This window comes from Actinomycetospora sp. ABD4_176 (assembly GCF_056311855.1).
In genome coordinates this window covers 1247409-1262145 of sequence record NZ_CM149974.1, presented here as the reverse complement: position 1 = coordinate 1262145, position 14737 = coordinate 1247409, and the positions used below count along the sequence as shown (strand labels likewise).

Below are 14737 nucleotides of genomic sequence, written 5' to 3'. Positions count from 1 at the left end.
GTCACCGACGTGACCGCGACGGACCGGCCCTGGGAGATCGTCCTCGGGGTCTCGGGCGGCATCGCCGCCTACAAGGCCTGCGAGGTGCTGCGGCGCCTGCGCGAGGCCGGCCACCACGTGCAGGTGGTGGCCACCCGGGCCGCGCTGGAGTTCGTCGGCGCGGCCACCTTCGAGGCGCTGTCGGGGCGCCCGGTCCTCTCCGGGGTCTTCGAGAACGTGTACGACGTCGAGCACGTGGCCCTCGGGCGGCGCGCCGAGCTGGTGGTCCTCGTCCCCGCGACGGCCGACCTGCTCGCCCGCATGGCGCAGGGCCGCGCCGACGACCTGCTCACCTCGACGCTGCTGACGGCCCGCTGCCCGGTGCTGGCGGCGCCCGCCATGCACACCGAGATGTGGGAGCACCCCGCGACGGTCGACAACGTCGCGGCGCTGCGTCGCCGCGGCACCACGGTCCTCGAGCCCGCGTCCGGGCGCCTGACGGGTGCGGACACCGGGCCGGGCCGCCTGCCCGAGCCGGCCGAGATCGCGGAGTTCGCGCGGCTGCTGCTGGAGTGGGGCGGCGTGTCCGACGTCGAGCCGTTCCCGCTGCCCCGCGACCTCGAGGGCCGCCGCGTCGTCGTGTCCGCGGGCGGGACGGCCGAGCCGCTCGACCCCGTGCGCACCCTGGGCAACCGGTCGTCGGGCCGCCAGGGCTACGCGCTCGCCCGCGTCGCGGCCCAGCGGGGCGCCGAGGTCACCCTCGTCGCCGGCACCACCGCCGACCTCGACCCGCCCGCCGCGGTCGACCTGCGCCGCGTGCAGACCACCGTCGAGATGCGCGACGCGGTGCTCGACGCGGCGAAGGCGGCCGACGTCGTCGTCATGGCCGCCGCCGTCTCGGACTTCCGGCCCGCGGCGCTGTCCGTCGGGAAGATCAAGAAGGGCGACGAGCCGCCCTCGATCCCGCTCGAGTTCAACCCCGACATCCTGCGCGAGCTCGTCACCGAGGACGTCCCGCGCCGCCTGGTCGTCGGGTTCGCCGCGGAGACCGGCGACGAGCACGGCAGCGTGCTCGACTACGCGCGCGCCAAGCTGGAGCGCAAGGGCTGCGACCTGCTGGTCGTCAACGCCGTGGGCGTCGGCAAGGCGTTCGAGGTCGAGGACAACGAGGGCTGGCTGCTGGGCGCCGACGGCACCTCGCAGCCCCTGCCGATGGGCTCGAAGGCCTCTCTCGCGGCGCGGGTCTGGGACGCGGTGGCCGAGCGGCTGCGCTGAACGGGGCAATCCCACGTTCTGCTCATGAACACAACCGTTCTGTGACAGGCATGGCATTCAGGCAGGTCAGCGCCCTCGCACTCGGAGGGGAAGCCGTTAGTGTGGACGGGTCCCATTGTCGAGGCAGGGAGAGATTGTGCCCGCTAGGCGTTTGTTCACCAGCGAATCCGTCACCGAGGGCCACCCAGACAAGATCTGTGACGCAGTCAGCGACGGCATCCTGGACGCCCTGCTGGCGCAGGACCCGAAGTCGCGCGTCGCGGTCGAGACGATGGTCACGACGGGCCAGGTGCACGTCGCCGGCGAGGTGACCACCAACGCTCAGGTCAACTACGTGGACGTCGTCCGCAAGACCATCCTGGACATCGGCTACGACTCGTCGGCCAAGGGCTTCGACGGCGAGAGCTGCGGCGTGTCGATCTCGATCGGCGCGCAGTCCAAGGACATCGCGCAGGGCGTCGACGAGGGCTACGAGTCCCGCGTCGAGGGCTCCGAGGACGAGATCGCGAAGCAGGGCGCGGGCGATCAGGGCCTGATGTTCGGCTACGCCGACGCCGACACCCCGGAGCTCATGCCGCTGCCGATCGGGCTGGCCCACCGTCTGGCCCGCAAGCTCACGGCCGTGCGGCGCGACGGCACGCTGCCGTACCTGCGTCCGGACGGGAAGACCCAGGTCACCATCGCCTACGACGACGACAAGCCCGTCGGCGTGGACACCGTGGTCCTGTCGACGCAGCACGCCGCCGACATCGACCTGGACAACCTGCTGGCGCCCGACATCCGGTCGAAGGTCATCGACCCGGTGCTCGAGGGCATCGACCTCGACTCGTCGAACACCCGCGTCCTGGTCAACCCGACCGGCCGCTTCGTCACCGGTGGCCCCATGGGCGACGCCGGCCTGACCGGCCGCAAGATCATCGTCGACACCTACGGCGGCTACGCCCGCCACGGCGGCGGCGCCTTCTCGGGCAAGGACCCGTCGAAGGTCGACCGCTCCGCGGCGTACGCCATGCGCTGGGTGGCCAAGAACATCGTGGCCGCCGGCCTGGCCAAGCGCGTCGAGGTGCAGATCGCCTACGCGATCGGCAAGGCCGAGCCCGTCGGCGTGTTCGTCGAGACCTTCGGCACCGCCCAGACCGATCCCGCCAAGATCGAGAAGGCGATCCACGAGGTCTTCGACCTGCGCCCCGGCGCGATCGTGCGCGACCTGCAGCTGCTGCGCCCGATCTACCAGCCGACCGCGGCGTACGGCCACTTCGGCCGCGACGACCTCGACCTCCCCTGGGAGCGCACCGACCGCGCCGACGCCCTGAAGTCGATCGCGAGCTGAGGCACTCCCCGGTACGAGCGATGCGGCATTGCTTGCGTTGAACGCCAGGATCGCCACATCCTCGCCCGCACGACACGCCGGCCCGGCACCCCCGCACGCTCGGGGTGCCGGGCCGGCGTCGTCGGTCGGAGATCACCAGGACGCCACGCACGCGCCGGCGGGGCCGGAGGTGCCTGACGTCCTGCTGATCACCGGGGTCGGCGGAGGGGCACGGGGCGGTCGGGTCGTTCTGGTACACCGGGACGCGTGAGCGAGACGGGGGAGGCGCTGTTCGCGGCGCCGGCACCCGTCGACAAGCCCGCCGCGAAGCCCGCCACGAAGCCCGCCGCGAAGCCCGCCGACGAGCCCGGCCCGCCCGCGAAGCCCAGGACGCCACCGAAGAAGCAGCCCCACCGCAACGAGCGCCTGCCCGCCGCTGAGCGCCCGGTGGCGACGGTCGCCGTCGACGTGAACCTCGCGCACCTCGACCGCACCTTCGACTACCAGGTCCCGGAGCAGCTGGCCGCCGACGCCGTGCCCGGCGCGCGGGTGCGGGTGCGCTTCGCGGGGCGGCTGGTCGACGGCTTCGTGCTCGCGCGCGAGGACCGCAGCGAGCACGAGGGCCGCCTGGGCTGGCTGGAGAAGGTCGTCTCGCCCGAGCCGGTGCTCGCTCCCGAGCTGGCCGGGCTGTGCCGGGCGGTCGCCGACCGCTACGCCGGCACACTCGCCGACGTCCTGCGCCTCGCTGTCCCGCCCCGCCACGCCCGCGTCGAGGCCGAGACGCCCCCCGAGCGTCCGGCCCCCCACGCGCCCGCGCAGCACGGCTGGGGCGCCTACCCCCGGGGCCCCGCGCTGCTCGAGGCGCTGGAGAAGGGCCGCCCCGCCCACGCCGTCTGGCAGGCGCTGCCCGGCGAGGACTGGCCCACCCGCCTCGCCGAGGCCGCCGCCACGACGGCCGCCGGCGGGCGCAGCGCGGTGCTCGTGGTGCCCGACCGGCGCGACCTCGACCGCGTCCAGGCCGCCTGCGAGGCCGTGGCCGGAGCCGGCGCGGTCGTCGCCCTCGCCGCCGACCTGGGGCCCGCCGAGCGCTACCGGCGCTGGCTCGCGGTGGCCCGCGGGGACGTGCGCATCGTCGTCGGCACCCGCGCGAGCGCGTTCGCCCCCGTCCGTGACCCCGGGCTGATCGCGGTGTGGGACGACGGCGACGACTCGCACGCCGAGCCCCGCGCGCCCTACCCGCACGCCCGCGACGTCGCCATGACCCGGGCGCACCGCGACGGCGCCGCCCTGCTCGTCGCCGGGTTCGCGCGCACGGCCGAGGCGGCGCTGCTCGTCGCGAGCGGCTGGGCGCACGACGTCGTCGCCGACCGCGCCACGGTCCGCGCCCGGGGTCCGCGGGTCACGGCGATCGGCGAGGACGACCGCCAGCTGATGCGCGATCCCGCCGCCCGGGCCGCGCGGGTGCCGTCGGTGGCGTTCGAGGCCGCACGGGCGGCGCTGGGCGCCGGCGCCCCGGTCCTCGTCCAGGTCCCGCGCCGCGGCTACCTGCCCGCGGTGGCGTGCGGGAACTGCCGCGAGCCCGCCCGCTGCCGCCGCTGCGCCGGGCCGCTCGCCCTGCCGAGCCACGGGGACGCGGCCGCCCCGACCTGCCGCTGGTGCGGGCACCCCGACCCCGCCTACCGCTGCGGCGCCTGCGGGTCCCCGCGGCTGCGGGCCCTGGCCGTCGGGTCGGAGCGGACGGCCGAGGAGCTGGGACGCTCGTTCCCGCAGACGGTCGTGCGCACGTCGGAGGGCGGGTCGGCGGTGCTCGACCACGTACCGGCGGGCCCCGCGCTGGTCGTCGCGACCCCCGGTGCCGAGCCGGTGGCCGAGGGCGGCTACGGCGCGGCGCTGCTGCTCGACGGGTCGGTGCTGCTCGCCCGGGCCGAGCTGCGGGCGGGGGAGGAGACGCTGCGCCGCTGGTTCGGGGCGGCCGCGCTGGTCCGTCCGGCGCCGGCGGGGGGCCGCGTCGTTGTCGTGGCCGACTCCGCGAACACCGCGGTGCAGGCGCTGGTGCGCTGGGACCCGGTCGGTCACGCCGCCACCGAGCTCGCCGCCCGCACCGACCTCGCGCTGCCCCCGGCGATGCGCATGGCCGCGGTCGACGGCCCGCCGCCCGCCGTCGCCGACCTGCTCGCGGCCCTTCCCGACACGGTCGAGGTGCTCGGCCCCGTCGAGCTGCCGCCCGGCACCCGGCTCCCGGGCGCCGAGGAGCGCACCGAGGGCGCCGAGCGCTGCCTCGTCCGCGTCCCGCGCACCGAGGGCCGGACCCTCGCGCGGGAGCTGCACGCCGCGCAGGCGGTCCGGTCGGCGCGCAAGGAGCGCGAGCCGGTGCGGGTGCTGCTCGACCCCCTCGACCCGCTCTAGCGAGAACAACCGGACGGTTGACCACGCCGCCGTCGGGTGCCACAGTCCGTTCAACCGCGAGGTTGAGGAGAACCGATGACCGCCGAGACCCCGGCCGACCGCCACCGGCGCGTCGCCGCCGCCTTCACCGACCGCGTGCACGGCACCGCCGACTGGGCCGTCCCGACGCCGGTGCCGGAGTGGACGGCGCGTGACGTGGTCGGGCACCTGACGACGTGGTTCCCCGGCTTCCTCGCCGGTGCGGGCGTGCCGTTCCCCGCGGGTCCGAGCGCCGACGACGACCCCGTGGCCGCCTGGGACCACCAGGTCGCCGCGGTCCAGGCGCTGCTCGACGACCCGGCGAGCGCGGGCCGGGAGATCGTGAACCCCCACCTCGGGTCGATGACCGTCGCCGGCGCGACGGACAGGATCTACACCACCGACGTCCTCATGCACACGTGGGACCTCGCCCGCGCCACGGGCCAGGACGACCGCCTCGACCCGGACGAGTGCGCCGCCCTCGCCGACGGCCTGGAACGGATGGAGGAGGTCATCCGGGGCTCGGGGCAGTTCGGCCCGCGCGTGCCGGTGCCCGCCGACGCCGACGCGCAGACCCGCCTGCTCGGCGTCATCGGCCGCGACCCCGCGTGGACGCCCTGACGCGAGGACTACCCTGGACGGTCGAGCCCCCGAGAGAGGATCCATGACCGTCCAGCCGTTGCGCCTGTTCGGCGACCCCGTGCTGCGGACGAAGGCCGACCCCGTGGTCGACTTCGACCGCGAGCTCGCCACCCTCGTCGCGGATCTCCACGAGACGATGCGCGACCAGGGCGGTGCCGGTCTCGCCGCGCCGCAGATCGGCGTCGGCCTGCGCGTGTTCGTGTTCCGCGCGGACGGCGTCGAGGGGCACATGGTCAACCCGACGTGGAACGCGGCGGACGACACCGAGCAGTTCGGGCCCGAGGGCTGCCTGTCGATCCCGGGGCTGCGGTTCGACTGCCGGCGCTTCGAGCACGTCGTCGCGAGCGGGTGGGACCTGCACGGTGAGCCGCAGACCGTCGAGGGCACCGCTCTCGTGGCCCGCGCGATCCAGCACGAGACCGACCACCTCGACGGCGTCCTCTTCCTCGACAAGCTCGACCCCGCGACCCGCCGCGAGGCGATGAAGGCGATCCGCGAGGCGCCGTGGTTCGACCCGGCCGCGCCCCCGACCGTCAAGGCGAGCCCGCACCCGCTCTTCGGGCGAGCCCTGTAGCCCGTGCGCGTCGTCTTCGCGGGCACGCCCGAGCCCGCCCTGCCGTCCCTGCGCCGCCTGCTCGCGAGCGGGCGCCACGAGGTCGTCGCCGTCGTCACCCGCCCCGACGCCCCGGTCGGGCGGTCGAGACGCCCGCAGCGCAGCCCCGTCGGGGCGCTGGCCGACGAGGCCGGCGTGCCGGTGCTGACGCCGGCGACGGCCTCGGAGCCGGAGTTCCTGGCGCAGCTCGCCGACCTCGCGCCCGACTGCTGCCCCGTCGTCGCCTACGGCAACCTGCTGCGCCTCGCGGCCCTCGACATCCCCCCGCACGGCTGGGTCAACCTGCACTTCTCGCTGCTCCCCGCCTGGCGGGGCGCCGCGCCGGTGCCGGCGGCGATCCGCGCCGGCGACGAGATCACGGGCGCGAGCACCTTCCTGCTGGAGGAGGGCATGGACACCGGCCCGGTCTTCGGCACGGTCACCGAGGAGATCGGCCGCCACGACACCGCCGGCGCCCTGCTCGAGCGGCTCGCCGCGTCGGGCGCGGGGCTGCTCGAGCACACCCTCGACGGCATCTCCGACGGCGAGCTCGTCGGCGTTCCCCAGCCCGCGGACGGCGTCTCGTACGCGCCGAAGATCACCGTCGAGGACGCCCGCGTGCCGTGGACACACCCCGCCCCGGCCGTCGACCGGCTGGTCCGCGCCGTGACGCCGGCCCCGGGCGCCTGGACGACGTTCCGCGACGCCCGCCTCAAGCTCGGGCCCGTGCTGACCACCGGCGAGGCCGGGCTCGAGCCGGGCTCGATCCGCGTCGAGCGCCAGCGGGTCCTGGTCGGCACGGCCACCGCCACCGTCGCGCTCGGCGACGTCCAGCCGGGCGGCAAGAAGCCCATGCCCGCCGTCGACTGGGCCCGGGGCGTGCGTCCCGAGCCGGGGGAGCGGTTCCGGTGACCGGGGCGAGCGCAGCGACGGGGTGGCGATGACCGACAGTTCCGTCCCGCCCGGCGGGCACCGGTCCGGCCGCGGCCCCCGCCGCAAGCCGGACGCCAAGCGCCGCAGCGGGCCGCCCCGCGGACGCCAGGGCCCGTCGCGTCCGCCGAGCGGCGACCCGGCCCGCGAGGCCGCGCTCGACACGCTGCGGGCGGTCCGCGAGGACGCCGCCTACGCCAACCTGACGCTGCCGAACCTGCTGCGCGAGCGGCGCATCACCGGCCGCGACGCCGCCCTCGCCACCGACCTCGCCTACGGCGCCTGCCGCGCGCAGGGCCTGCTCGACACGGTCCTCACGGCCTGCTGCGACCGGCCGCTCGCCGACCTCGACGGGGTCGTGCTCGACGCCCTGCGCCTCGGCGCCCAGCAGCTGCTGCGCACGCGCATCCCCCCGCACGCGGCGGTGAGCGCGGTCGTCGAGCTGGTCCGCGCGCGGGCGGGCTCGCGTCCGACCGGGTTCGTCAACGCCGTGCTGCGCCGGGTCGCCGAGCGCGACGAGGCCGCGTGGGTCGACCGCCTCGCCCCGCCGGACGCCCTGGGCCGGCTCGCGCTGGCCCACGCCCACCCGCGATGGATCGCCGAGGTGTTCGCGCAGGCCCTGGGCGGCGAGGGAGAACTGGCGGCGGCCCTCGCCGCCGACGACGCCCGCCCCGCCGTGCACCTCGCGGCCCGGCCCGGCGAGATCAGCGCCGAGGAGCTCGCCGCCATCACGGGCGGCGAGGAGTCGCCCTACTCCCCGTACGGCGTGCTGCTCACCGAGGGCGGCGACCCGGGCGATCTCGCCCCGGTCCGCGAGGGCCTCGCGGTGGTCCAGGACGAGGGCAGCCAGCTCGTCGCGCTCGTCGCCGCCCGCGCGCCGGTGGAGGGGAGCGACACCCGCTGGCTGGACCTGTGCGCCGGGCCGGGCGGCAAGGCCGTGATGCTCGGGGCGCTGGCCGCGATCGAGGGCGCGACGCTCGACGCCGTGGACCGCGCGCCGCACCGCGCGCGGCTCGTCGAGCAGGCCACCGAGGGGCTCGGGGTGCGGGTGCACACCGGCGACGCCCGGGAGATCACGCTCCCCGAGGACGCCTACGACCGCGTGCTCGTCGACGCACCCTGCACCGGGCTCGGGGCGCTGCGCCGCCGCCCGGAGGCCCGCTGGCGCCGGCAGCCCGAGGACGTCGCGGAGCTGACCGAGCTCCAGCGCAGCCTGCTGCGCGCCGCCCTCGAGCGCACCCGGCCCGGCGGCGTCGTCACGTACGCGACCTGCTCGCCGCACCCCGAGGAGACCACGGCCGTCGTCGCCGCCGTCGCGGAGGAGACCGGCGCGGAGCTGCTCGACACCGTCGCGCTGCTGCCGGAGGTGCCCGACACCGCCGCCGTGTCAGGGGTCGACCTCCGCTCCGCTGCGTCTCCCGTCGACGGCCCGGGCGTCCAGCTCTGGCCCCACCGCCACGGCACCGACGCGATGTTCGCCGCCGCGTTGCGCCGGCGCTGACCCCGCCCGGACCAGCGACGGCGACGAGGCCACTACCATGCGTCACGTGGCGCGTGCCCCGATGATCGCTCCGAGCATCCTGTCCGCGGACTTCGCGCGCCTGGCGGAGGAGGCGGCCGCGGTCCCGGGCGCGGACTGGCTGCACGTCGACGTCATGGACGGGCACTTCGTGCCGAACCTGACGCTCGGCCTGCCCGTCGTCGAGGCCCTGGAGCGGGCGACCGCGATCCCGCTCGACTGCCACCTCATGATCAACGATCCGGACCGCTGGGCCCCCGGGTACGCCGAGGTCGGCTCGCGCAACGTCACGGTGCACGCGGAGGCGGCGCACGACCCGCGCAAGCTCTCGCGCGACATCCGGGCGGCCGGGGCGCTCGCGGGCCTGTCGATCAAGCCCGGCACCCCGCTCGAGGACTGGGTCGAGGTGCTGCGCGACTACGACACCCTGCTCGTCATGAGCGTCGAGCCGGGGTTCGGCGGGCAGAAGTTCATGCCCGAGGTGCTCGACAAGGTGCGCACCGCGCGACGGCTCGTCGACACCGGCCACCTCAACGTCCTGGTCGAGATCGACGGCGGGATCAGCCGCGACACCGTCGAGCAGGCCGCGGAGGCCGGCGTCGACTGCTTCGTCGCGGGCTCCGCGGTGTACGGCGCCGACGACCCCGAGCGGGCGCTGGAGGCGCTGCGCGGGCAGGCCGCCCGGGCGTCGGCGCACCTGGTGGAGCGATGAGAGCGGCATCACCACCACGGTGATGCCGGGGCCGCGCGTCGTGAGGATGATGGCGGGCGGGCGAGGGAGCCCGACCGGTGAGGACGAGGAGACCGCAGTGTTCACGGGGATCGTCGAGGAGGTCGGCGCGATCGTCGACGTCGTGGCGGGGGAGGACTCCGCGCGGCTGCGCGTGCGCGGTCCCCTCGTCACGTCCGACGCCCGCCCCGGCGACTCGATCTCCGTCAACGGCGTCTGCCTCACCGTCGTCGAGCCCACCGCGGAGGAGTTCGGCGTCGACGTCATGGGCGAGACCCTGCGCCGCTCGAGCCTCGCCGGCGCGACCGCGGGCACCCGGGTCAACCTCGAGCGCGCCGTCGCCGCCGGTGACCGCCTGGGCGGGCACATCGTCCAGGGCCACGTCGACGGCGTCGGCACCGTCGTCGAGCGCACCGAGCGCGAGCAGTGGACGACGGTGCGGTTCCGGGTCAGCAGCCCGGAGAAGGGCGGGGCGAGCCTGACCCGCTACGTCGTGGAGAAGGGCTCGATCGCGGTCGACGGCGTGAGCCTCACCGTCACCGAGGTCGACGACGAGACGTTCACGGTCGGGCTCATCCCGACCACGCTGCGCGAGACGACCCTGGGGGAGCGGGCCGTGGGGTCCACGGTCAACCTCGAGGTCGACGTGGTCGCCAAGTACGTCGAGCGGCTCGTCAGCGCACAGCTCGGCACGCAGGACACCGGTCCGGGGCAGGGGAAGTAGGAGTACGTGGACGGCTTCGAGCACATCGAAACGGCGATCGCGGCGATCGCCGAGGGCAAGGCCGTGGTCGTCGTCGACGACGAGGACCGCGAGAACGAGGGCGACCTCGTGTTCGCGGCGGAGAAGGCCACGCCCGAGCTCGTGTCGTTCATGGTGCGCTACACCTCGGGCTACATCTGCGTGCCGCTGACCGGAGAGGCGTGCGACCGGCTCGACCTGCCGCCCGCGCACTCGATCAACCAGGACCGCCACGGCACCGCGTACACGGTGTCGGTGGACGCGCGCGAGGGCATCGGTACCGGCATCTCGGGCACCGACCGCGCGCACACCATCCGCGTGCTGGCCGACCCGGGCTCGGGGCCCACCGACCTCGCGCGCCCCGGGCACGTCGTGCCGCTGCGGGCCCGCGAGGGCGGCGTGCTGCGCCGTCCCGGGCACACCGAGGCGGCCGTGGACCTGGCGCGGCTGGCCGGCCTGGCCCCGGCCGGCGCGATCTGCGAGATCGTGTCGCAGAAGGACGACGGCGACATGGCCCGCTTCGAGGAGCTGCAGGTCTTCGCCGACGAGCACGAGCTGCCGATCATCACGATCAAGGACCTGATCGCGTACCGGCGCCGTTCGGAGAAGCAGGTCGTCCAGGTCGCGCACGCCAACATCCCCACCGACCACGGCACCTTCGTCGCCTACGGGTACGACTCGCTGCTCGACGGGATCGAGCACGTCGCGCTCGTGCACGGCGAGATCGGCGACGGCGAGGACGTGCTGGTCCGCGTGCACTCCGAGTGCCTCACCGGCGACGTGCTCCGCTCGCGACGCTGCGACTGCGGGCCCCAGCTCGACGCGGCGATGGCCGCGGTCGTCGCCGAGGGCCGGGGTGTGGTGCTCTACGTGCGCGGCCACGAGGGCCGGGGGATCGGTCTGATCCACAAACTGCAGGCCTACCAGCTGCAGGACGCCGGCGCGGACACCGTCGACGCCAACCTCGCGCTCGGCATGCCCGCCGACGCCCGGGACTACGGCACCGGCGCGCAGATCCTCGCCGACCTCGGCATCCGGTCCATGCGCCTGCTGACCAACAACCCGGAGAAGCGCGCGGGCCTCGAGGGCTACGGCCTGGAGATCCTCGGCCGCGTGGCGCTCCCGTCCCGCGCGACGCCGGAGAACCTGCGCTACCTGCGCACCAAGCGCGACCGCATGGGCCACGACCTCGAGGGCCTCGACTCGGAGCAGGACACGGTCGTCGCGCAGACGACCGACGGTTCCGACGCCGCCGACGCGGCCGACGCCGCCGTGGGCGGGACCCGGGGATGAGCGGCGAGGGCCGTCCGCAGGCCGAGGTCCCCGACGCGGCGGGGCTGACGCTCGGCATCGCCGTCACGCGGTGGAACGCCGCGATCACCGACGTCCTGCTCGAGCGCGCCCGCGACGCGGCGGCCAAGGCCGGCACGGCCGAGCCCACGGTGGTGCGCGTCGCCGGCGCCATGGAACTGCCGGTCGTGTGCCAGGGCCTCGCCGAGGGCCACGACGCGGTCGTCGGGCTGGGCGTCGTCGTCCGCGGCGAGACCCCGCACTTCGACTACGTCTGCGACGCCGTCACCGCCGGCCTGCTGCGCGTGGGCCTCGACGCCCGCACGCCGGTGGGCAACGGCGTGCTGACGGTCAACGAGGAGGCCCAGGCGTGGGCGCGCGCCGGGACACCGACCTCGAGCGAGGACAAGGGCTTCGAGGCGACGGTGGCGGCGCTGGACGCGGCGCTGACGTTGCGGGGGCTGCGGGGGTCGAGCTCGTGACGGGGCCCGTGGTGCCCCCCGAGGCCCTCGACATCGGCGAGGTCGAGCTCGAGGTCCGGCCCCGGCGCATCCGCTGGGTGGCCTGGGCGGTCGCCACCTTTCTCTTCGTGTTCTTCGGCGCCGGGGCGCTGCTGGTGTTCGCCGCGCCGTCGGGCTTCATCTTCCGCGCCGCCGACCAGGTGGCGATGGTCGTGCTCGGCGCGATCCTGGCCGGCTGCGCGCTGCTGTTCACCCGGCCGCGGCTGCGGGCCGGGCCCGGCGGGGTGGAGGTGCGCGCGACGATCCTGACCCGGCGGGTGCCGTGGTCGGAGGTCGTCGCGGTGAGCTTCCCCGACGGGGCCCAGTTCGCCCGCCTCGACCTGCCCGACGACGAGTACCTCCCGGTCTCGGCGCTGCAGGCCGTCGACCGCGGGCACGCCGCGCGCGGGGTGTCGGCGCTGCGCCGGCTGCACGCGCGGTACCACCGCGCCGACTCCCAGGCCTGATGGACCCCTACGCACTGCTCTTCCGGCACGTCGCGACGCGGGTGCCCGCGGAGCTGACCCACCGCGTCGGCGTCACTGCCCTGCGCGCCGCGACCCCGGTGCTGCCGGCCGGGCCCGTCGAGGCCGTCCGGGCCGTCGAGACCATGGGCCTGCGGTTCGCCAACCCGCTGGGCGTCGCGGCCGGCTACGACAAGGACGCCGAGGGCGTGCGCGGCCTCGCGCGGCTGGGCTTCGGGGCGGTCGAGGTCGGCACGGTGACCGCGCGCCCGCAGCCGGGCAACCCCCGCCCGCGGCTGTTCCGCCTGCCCGCCGACCGGGCGCTGGTCAACCGGATGGGGTTCAACAACGCCGGCGCCGACGTCGTCGCGGCCCGGCTCGCGGCGCTGCGGCGGCGGGGCGCGGGCACGGTGGTCGGGGTCAACATCGGGCGCTCCAAGACCGCGTCCGACGCCGTCGCGGACTACCGGTACTCGGCGCGGGTGCTGGGCCCTCACGCCGACTACGTGGTGGTCAACGTCAGCTCGCCGAACACGCCGGGGCTGCGCGACCTGCAGGGCGTCGACGCGCTCGAGCCGCTGCTCGCGGCCGTGCGCGACGAGGTGGGCGCGACCCCGCTGCTCGTGAAGATCACCGCGGACCTCGACGACGCGGGCGTCGACGCCGTCGCCGACCTGGCCCTGGCCCAGGGGCTCGACGGGATCGTCGCCACCAACACGACGGTCGCGCGCGCGGACCTGCGCTCCCGGCCCGCCGACGTCGAGGCCGCCGGCGCGGGCGGGCTCTCCGGCGCGCCGCTCGTGGGCCCCGCGCGGGCGGTGCTGGCGCGGCTGCGGGAGCGCGTGGGGGAGCGGCTGACGCTGGTGTCGGTCGGCGGGATCGACTCGGGCGAGGAGGCCCGCGCCCGCCTCGATGCCGGCGCGAGGCTCGTGCAGGCCTACACCGGCTTCGTCTACGGCGGCCCCGCCTGGCCCCGCCGGGTGCTCCGGGAGCTCGCCGCCACGTGAGCGATTCTCCCGGCCCTGGCCGGGAACTCCGCTCCCATGACTGCACCCGCCCGGAGGCCCCAGGTCGTCCTGTTCGACCTGTTCGAGACGTGCCTGCAGCTCGAGGGCCTGCGGCCCCGGATCGAGGCGCTGGGGCGCCCCGGCCACGAGCTGGAGCTCTTCTTCGCGCGGCTGCTGCACCAGGGCATGGCGATGACCCTGGCCGGCGAGGCCCCGCCGTTCGCCGCCGTCGCCGCCGACATGTTGCGGCGCACCTGCGGGCGCGACCTGGACGACGACCAGGTCGCCTCGGTGCTCGACGGCTTCCGCGAGCTGCCCGTGCACCACGACGTCGCGCCGGCGCTGCAGCGGCTCGCCGACGCCGGGGTGCCGGCGTACGGGTTCACGCACGGCTCGGCCGAGGTCGCGGGCGCCGCGCTGGAGGCCGGCGGTGTTCGCGGCCGGTTCACCGACGTCGTGTCCTGCGCGGAGCTGAAGATGTTCAAGCCGCCGGCACGGGTCTACCAGTGGGCGTGCGACCGCATCGCCACCCCGCCCGCGCGCACGGCGCTCGTGGCGGTGCACTCGTGGGACGTACACGGCGCGGTGTCGGCGGGCCTGGTCGGCGGGTTCTGCGAGCGCCTCGAGGGCCGGATCCCCGACGCCGTCGCCCGCCCGCACGTCGCCGCCCCGGCGCTCGACGACGTGGTCGAGGGCCTGCTCGCCCTGCCCGAGGAACCGACCCCCTGACCCCCACGCACGACCCTCACCGGGCGGTGACGGGGGGCGAGGGCAGACTGGTCACCGCAGGATCACGATCACCCAGCTCCACCACCAGCTCCACCACCAGCTCCACCACGAAGACGGAGGCCTCGGTGCCCACCACCACCGGACCCGACCGCCGCACGGTCCTCTGCGGGATCGCGGCCGCCCTCGCGGCACCCGGCGCGCTGGCCGCGTGCTCGTCCTCGCCGGGCGAGTTCCAGCCTGGCGCGACCACCACCGCGCCCGCGCCGAGCGGCGACGCCGCCGGCACCCCGCTCGCGGACATCCCCGTCGGCGGCGGGCGGATCGTCACGCGCGGGGAGCAGCCGATCCTGCTCGTGCAGCCGAGCCCCGGGCAGGTCACGGCGTTCGACGCCGCCTGCCCGCACCAGGGGACCACGGTCGACCCGCCCGAGAACGGCGTCATCACCTGCCCGAACCACTTCAGCCAGTTCGACGCGGCCACCGGTGCCGTCCGCAAGGGCCCGGCCGACACCGGCCTGCCGGAGGTCCCGGTCCGCGTCGTCGACGGCACGGTGCAGGTGATCTGAGCCTGCTCGCGCTCCACGCCCTCTGGTCACCCGGGCGCG

At 75.9% G+C, this 14737-nt stretch carries 15 protein-coding genes; all 15 read left to right on the top strand.

The window, feature by feature from the left end; genetic code table 11:
* Window positions 1-9 precede the first annotated feature (9 nt).
* The 15 genes from coaBC to ACYX4T_RS06085 all read left to right on the top strand — a co-directional run bounded on the left by coaBC (window position 10) and on the right by ACYX4T_RS06085 (window position 14698).
* Complete coding sequence (coaBC, locus tag ACYX4T_RS06155; RefSeq protein ID WP_476013680.1) at window positions 10-1254, top strand: bifunctional phosphopantothenoylcysteine decarboxylase/phosphopantothenate--cysteine ligase CoaBC; 1245 nt, start codon at window positions 10-12, stop codon at window positions 1252-1254.
* Window positions 1255-1387: 133 nt separating this feature from the next.
* Window positions 1388-2584, top strand: coding sequence for a methionine adenosyltransferase (gene metK, locus ACYX4T_RS06150; protein WP_476015197.1), 1197 nt, complete (start codon window positions 1388-1390; stop codon window positions 2582-2584).
* A 246-nt stretch (window positions 2585-2830) separates the two neighbouring features.
* A complete protein-coding gene (locus tag ACYX4T_RS06145) occupies window positions 2831-4969 on the top strand; it encodes a primosomal protein N' (protein ID WP_476013679.1) in 2139 nt (712 codons plus the stop codon).
* Between the two features lie 75 nt (window positions 4970-5044).
* Entirely contained in the window at window positions 5045-5608 is a 564-nt protein-coding gene (locus tag ACYX4T_RS06140; RefSeq protein ID WP_476013678.1) for a TIGR03086 family metal-binding protein, read from the top strand.
* Between the two features lie 43 nt (window positions 5609-5651).
* Window positions 5652-6203: a peptide deformylase gene (def, locus tag ACYX4T_RS06135; RefSeq protein WP_476013677.1), complete on the top strand. Its 552-nt coding sequence runs from the start codon at window positions 5652-5654 to the stop codon at window positions 6201-6203.
* 3 nt (window positions 6204-6206) lie between these two features.
* Entirely contained in the window at window positions 6207-7133 is a 927-nt protein-coding gene (fmt, locus tag ACYX4T_RS06130) for a methionyl-tRNA formyltransferase (protein WP_476013676.1), read from the top strand.
* Between the two features lie 28 nt (window positions 7134-7161).
* Window positions 7162-8652 carry an RsmB/NOP family class I SAM-dependent RNA methyltransferase gene (locus tag ACYX4T_RS06125; protein WP_476013675.1) on the top strand — a complete coding sequence of 497 codons (1491 nt, stop codon included), beginning with the start codon at window positions 7162-7164 and terminating at the stop codon, window positions 8650-8652.
* 61 nt (window positions 8653-8713) lie between these two features.
* On the top strand, window positions 8714-9382 hold the full coding sequence (gene rpe, locus ACYX4T_RS06120; protein ID WP_476015196.1) for a ribulose-phosphate 3-epimerase: 669 nt from the start codon (window positions 8714-8716) through the stop codon (window positions 9380-9382).
* A gap of 97 nt (window positions 9383-9479) precedes the next feature.
* A complete protein-coding gene (locus tag ACYX4T_RS06115; RefSeq protein WP_476013674.1) occupies window positions 9480-10124 on the top strand; it encodes a riboflavin synthase in 645 nt (214 codons plus the stop codon).
* 6 nt (window positions 10125-10130) lie between these two features.
* Window positions 10131-11435 carry a bifunctional 3,4-dihydroxy-2-butanone-4-phosphate synthase/GTP cyclohydrolase II gene (locus ACYX4T_RS06110; RefSeq protein ID WP_476013673.1) on the top strand — a complete coding sequence of 435 codons (1305 nt, stop codon included), beginning with the start codon at window positions 10131-10133 and terminating at the stop codon, window positions 11433-11435.
* Window positions 11432-11914, top strand: a complete 483-nt coding sequence (gene ribH, locus ACYX4T_RS06105; RefSeq protein ID WP_476013672.1) for a 6,7-dimethyl-8-ribityllumazine synthase — start codon at window positions 11432-11434, stop codon at window positions 11912-11914. Before ACYX4T_RS06110 ends, ribH begins: the two co-directional genes overlap by 4 nt.
* The gene (locus tag ACYX4T_RS06100) at window positions 11911-12399 is read left to right on the top strand and encodes a PH domain-containing protein (RefSeq protein ID WP_476013671.1); all 489 of its coding nucleotides are present in this window, start codon (window positions 11911-11913) and stop codon (window positions 12397-12399) included. The genes ribH and ACYX4T_RS06100 overlap by 4 nt, the downstream gene beginning before the upstream one ends.
* A complete protein-coding gene (locus ACYX4T_RS06095; RefSeq protein WP_476013670.1) occupies window positions 12399-13403 on the top strand; it encodes a quinone-dependent dihydroorotate dehydrogenase in 1005 nt (334 codons plus the stop codon). The genes ACYX4T_RS06100 and ACYX4T_RS06095 overlap by 1 nt, the downstream gene beginning before the upstream one ends.
* A 36-nt stretch (window positions 13404-13439) precedes the next feature.
* On the top strand, window positions 13440-14132 hold the full coding sequence (locus tag ACYX4T_RS06090) for an HAD family hydrolase (protein ID WP_476013669.1): 693 nt from the start codon (window positions 13440-13442) through the stop codon (window positions 14130-14132).
* 125 nt (window positions 14133-14257) lie between these two features.
* Window positions 14258-14698, top strand: coding sequence for a Rieske (2Fe-2S) protein (locus ACYX4T_RS06085; RefSeq protein ID WP_476013668.1), 441 nt, complete (start codon window positions 14258-14260; stop codon window positions 14696-14698).
* The last annotated feature ends 39 nt before the right edge of the window (window positions 14699-14737 follow it).

What these genes read in the sequence shown, in the direction of transcription:
- ACYX4T_RS06140 (WP_476013678.1), top strand. Translation starts at nt 5,045, where the DNA reads ATGACCGCCGAGACCCCGGCCGACCGCCACCGGCGCGTCGCCGCCGCC.
- def (WP_476013677.1), top strand. Translation starts at nt 5,652, where the DNA reads ATGACCGTCCAGCCGTTGCGCCTGTTCGGCGACCCCGTGCTGCGGACG.
- ACYX4T_RS06125 (WP_476013675.1), top strand. Translation starts at nt 7,162, where the DNA reads ATGACCGACAGTTCCGTCCCGCCCGGCGGGCACCGGTCCGGCCGCGGC.
- rpe (WP_476015196.1), top strand. Translation starts at nt 8,714, where the DNA reads ATGATCGCTCCGAGCATCCTGTCCGCGGACTTCGCGCGCCTGGCGGAG.
- ribH (WP_476013672.1), top strand. Translation starts at nt 11,432, where the DNA reads ATGAGCGGCGAGGGCCGTCCGCAGGCCGAGGTCCCCGACGCGGCGGGG.
- ACYX4T_RS06095 (WP_476013670.1), top strand. Translation starts at nt 12,399, where the DNA reads ATGGACCCCTACGCACTGCTCTTCCGGCACGTCGCGACGCGGGTGCCC.
- ACYX4T_RS06090 (WP_476013669.1), top strand. Translation starts at nt 13,440, where the DNA reads ATGACTGCACCCGCCCGGAGGCCCCAGGTCGTCCTGTTCGACCTGTTC.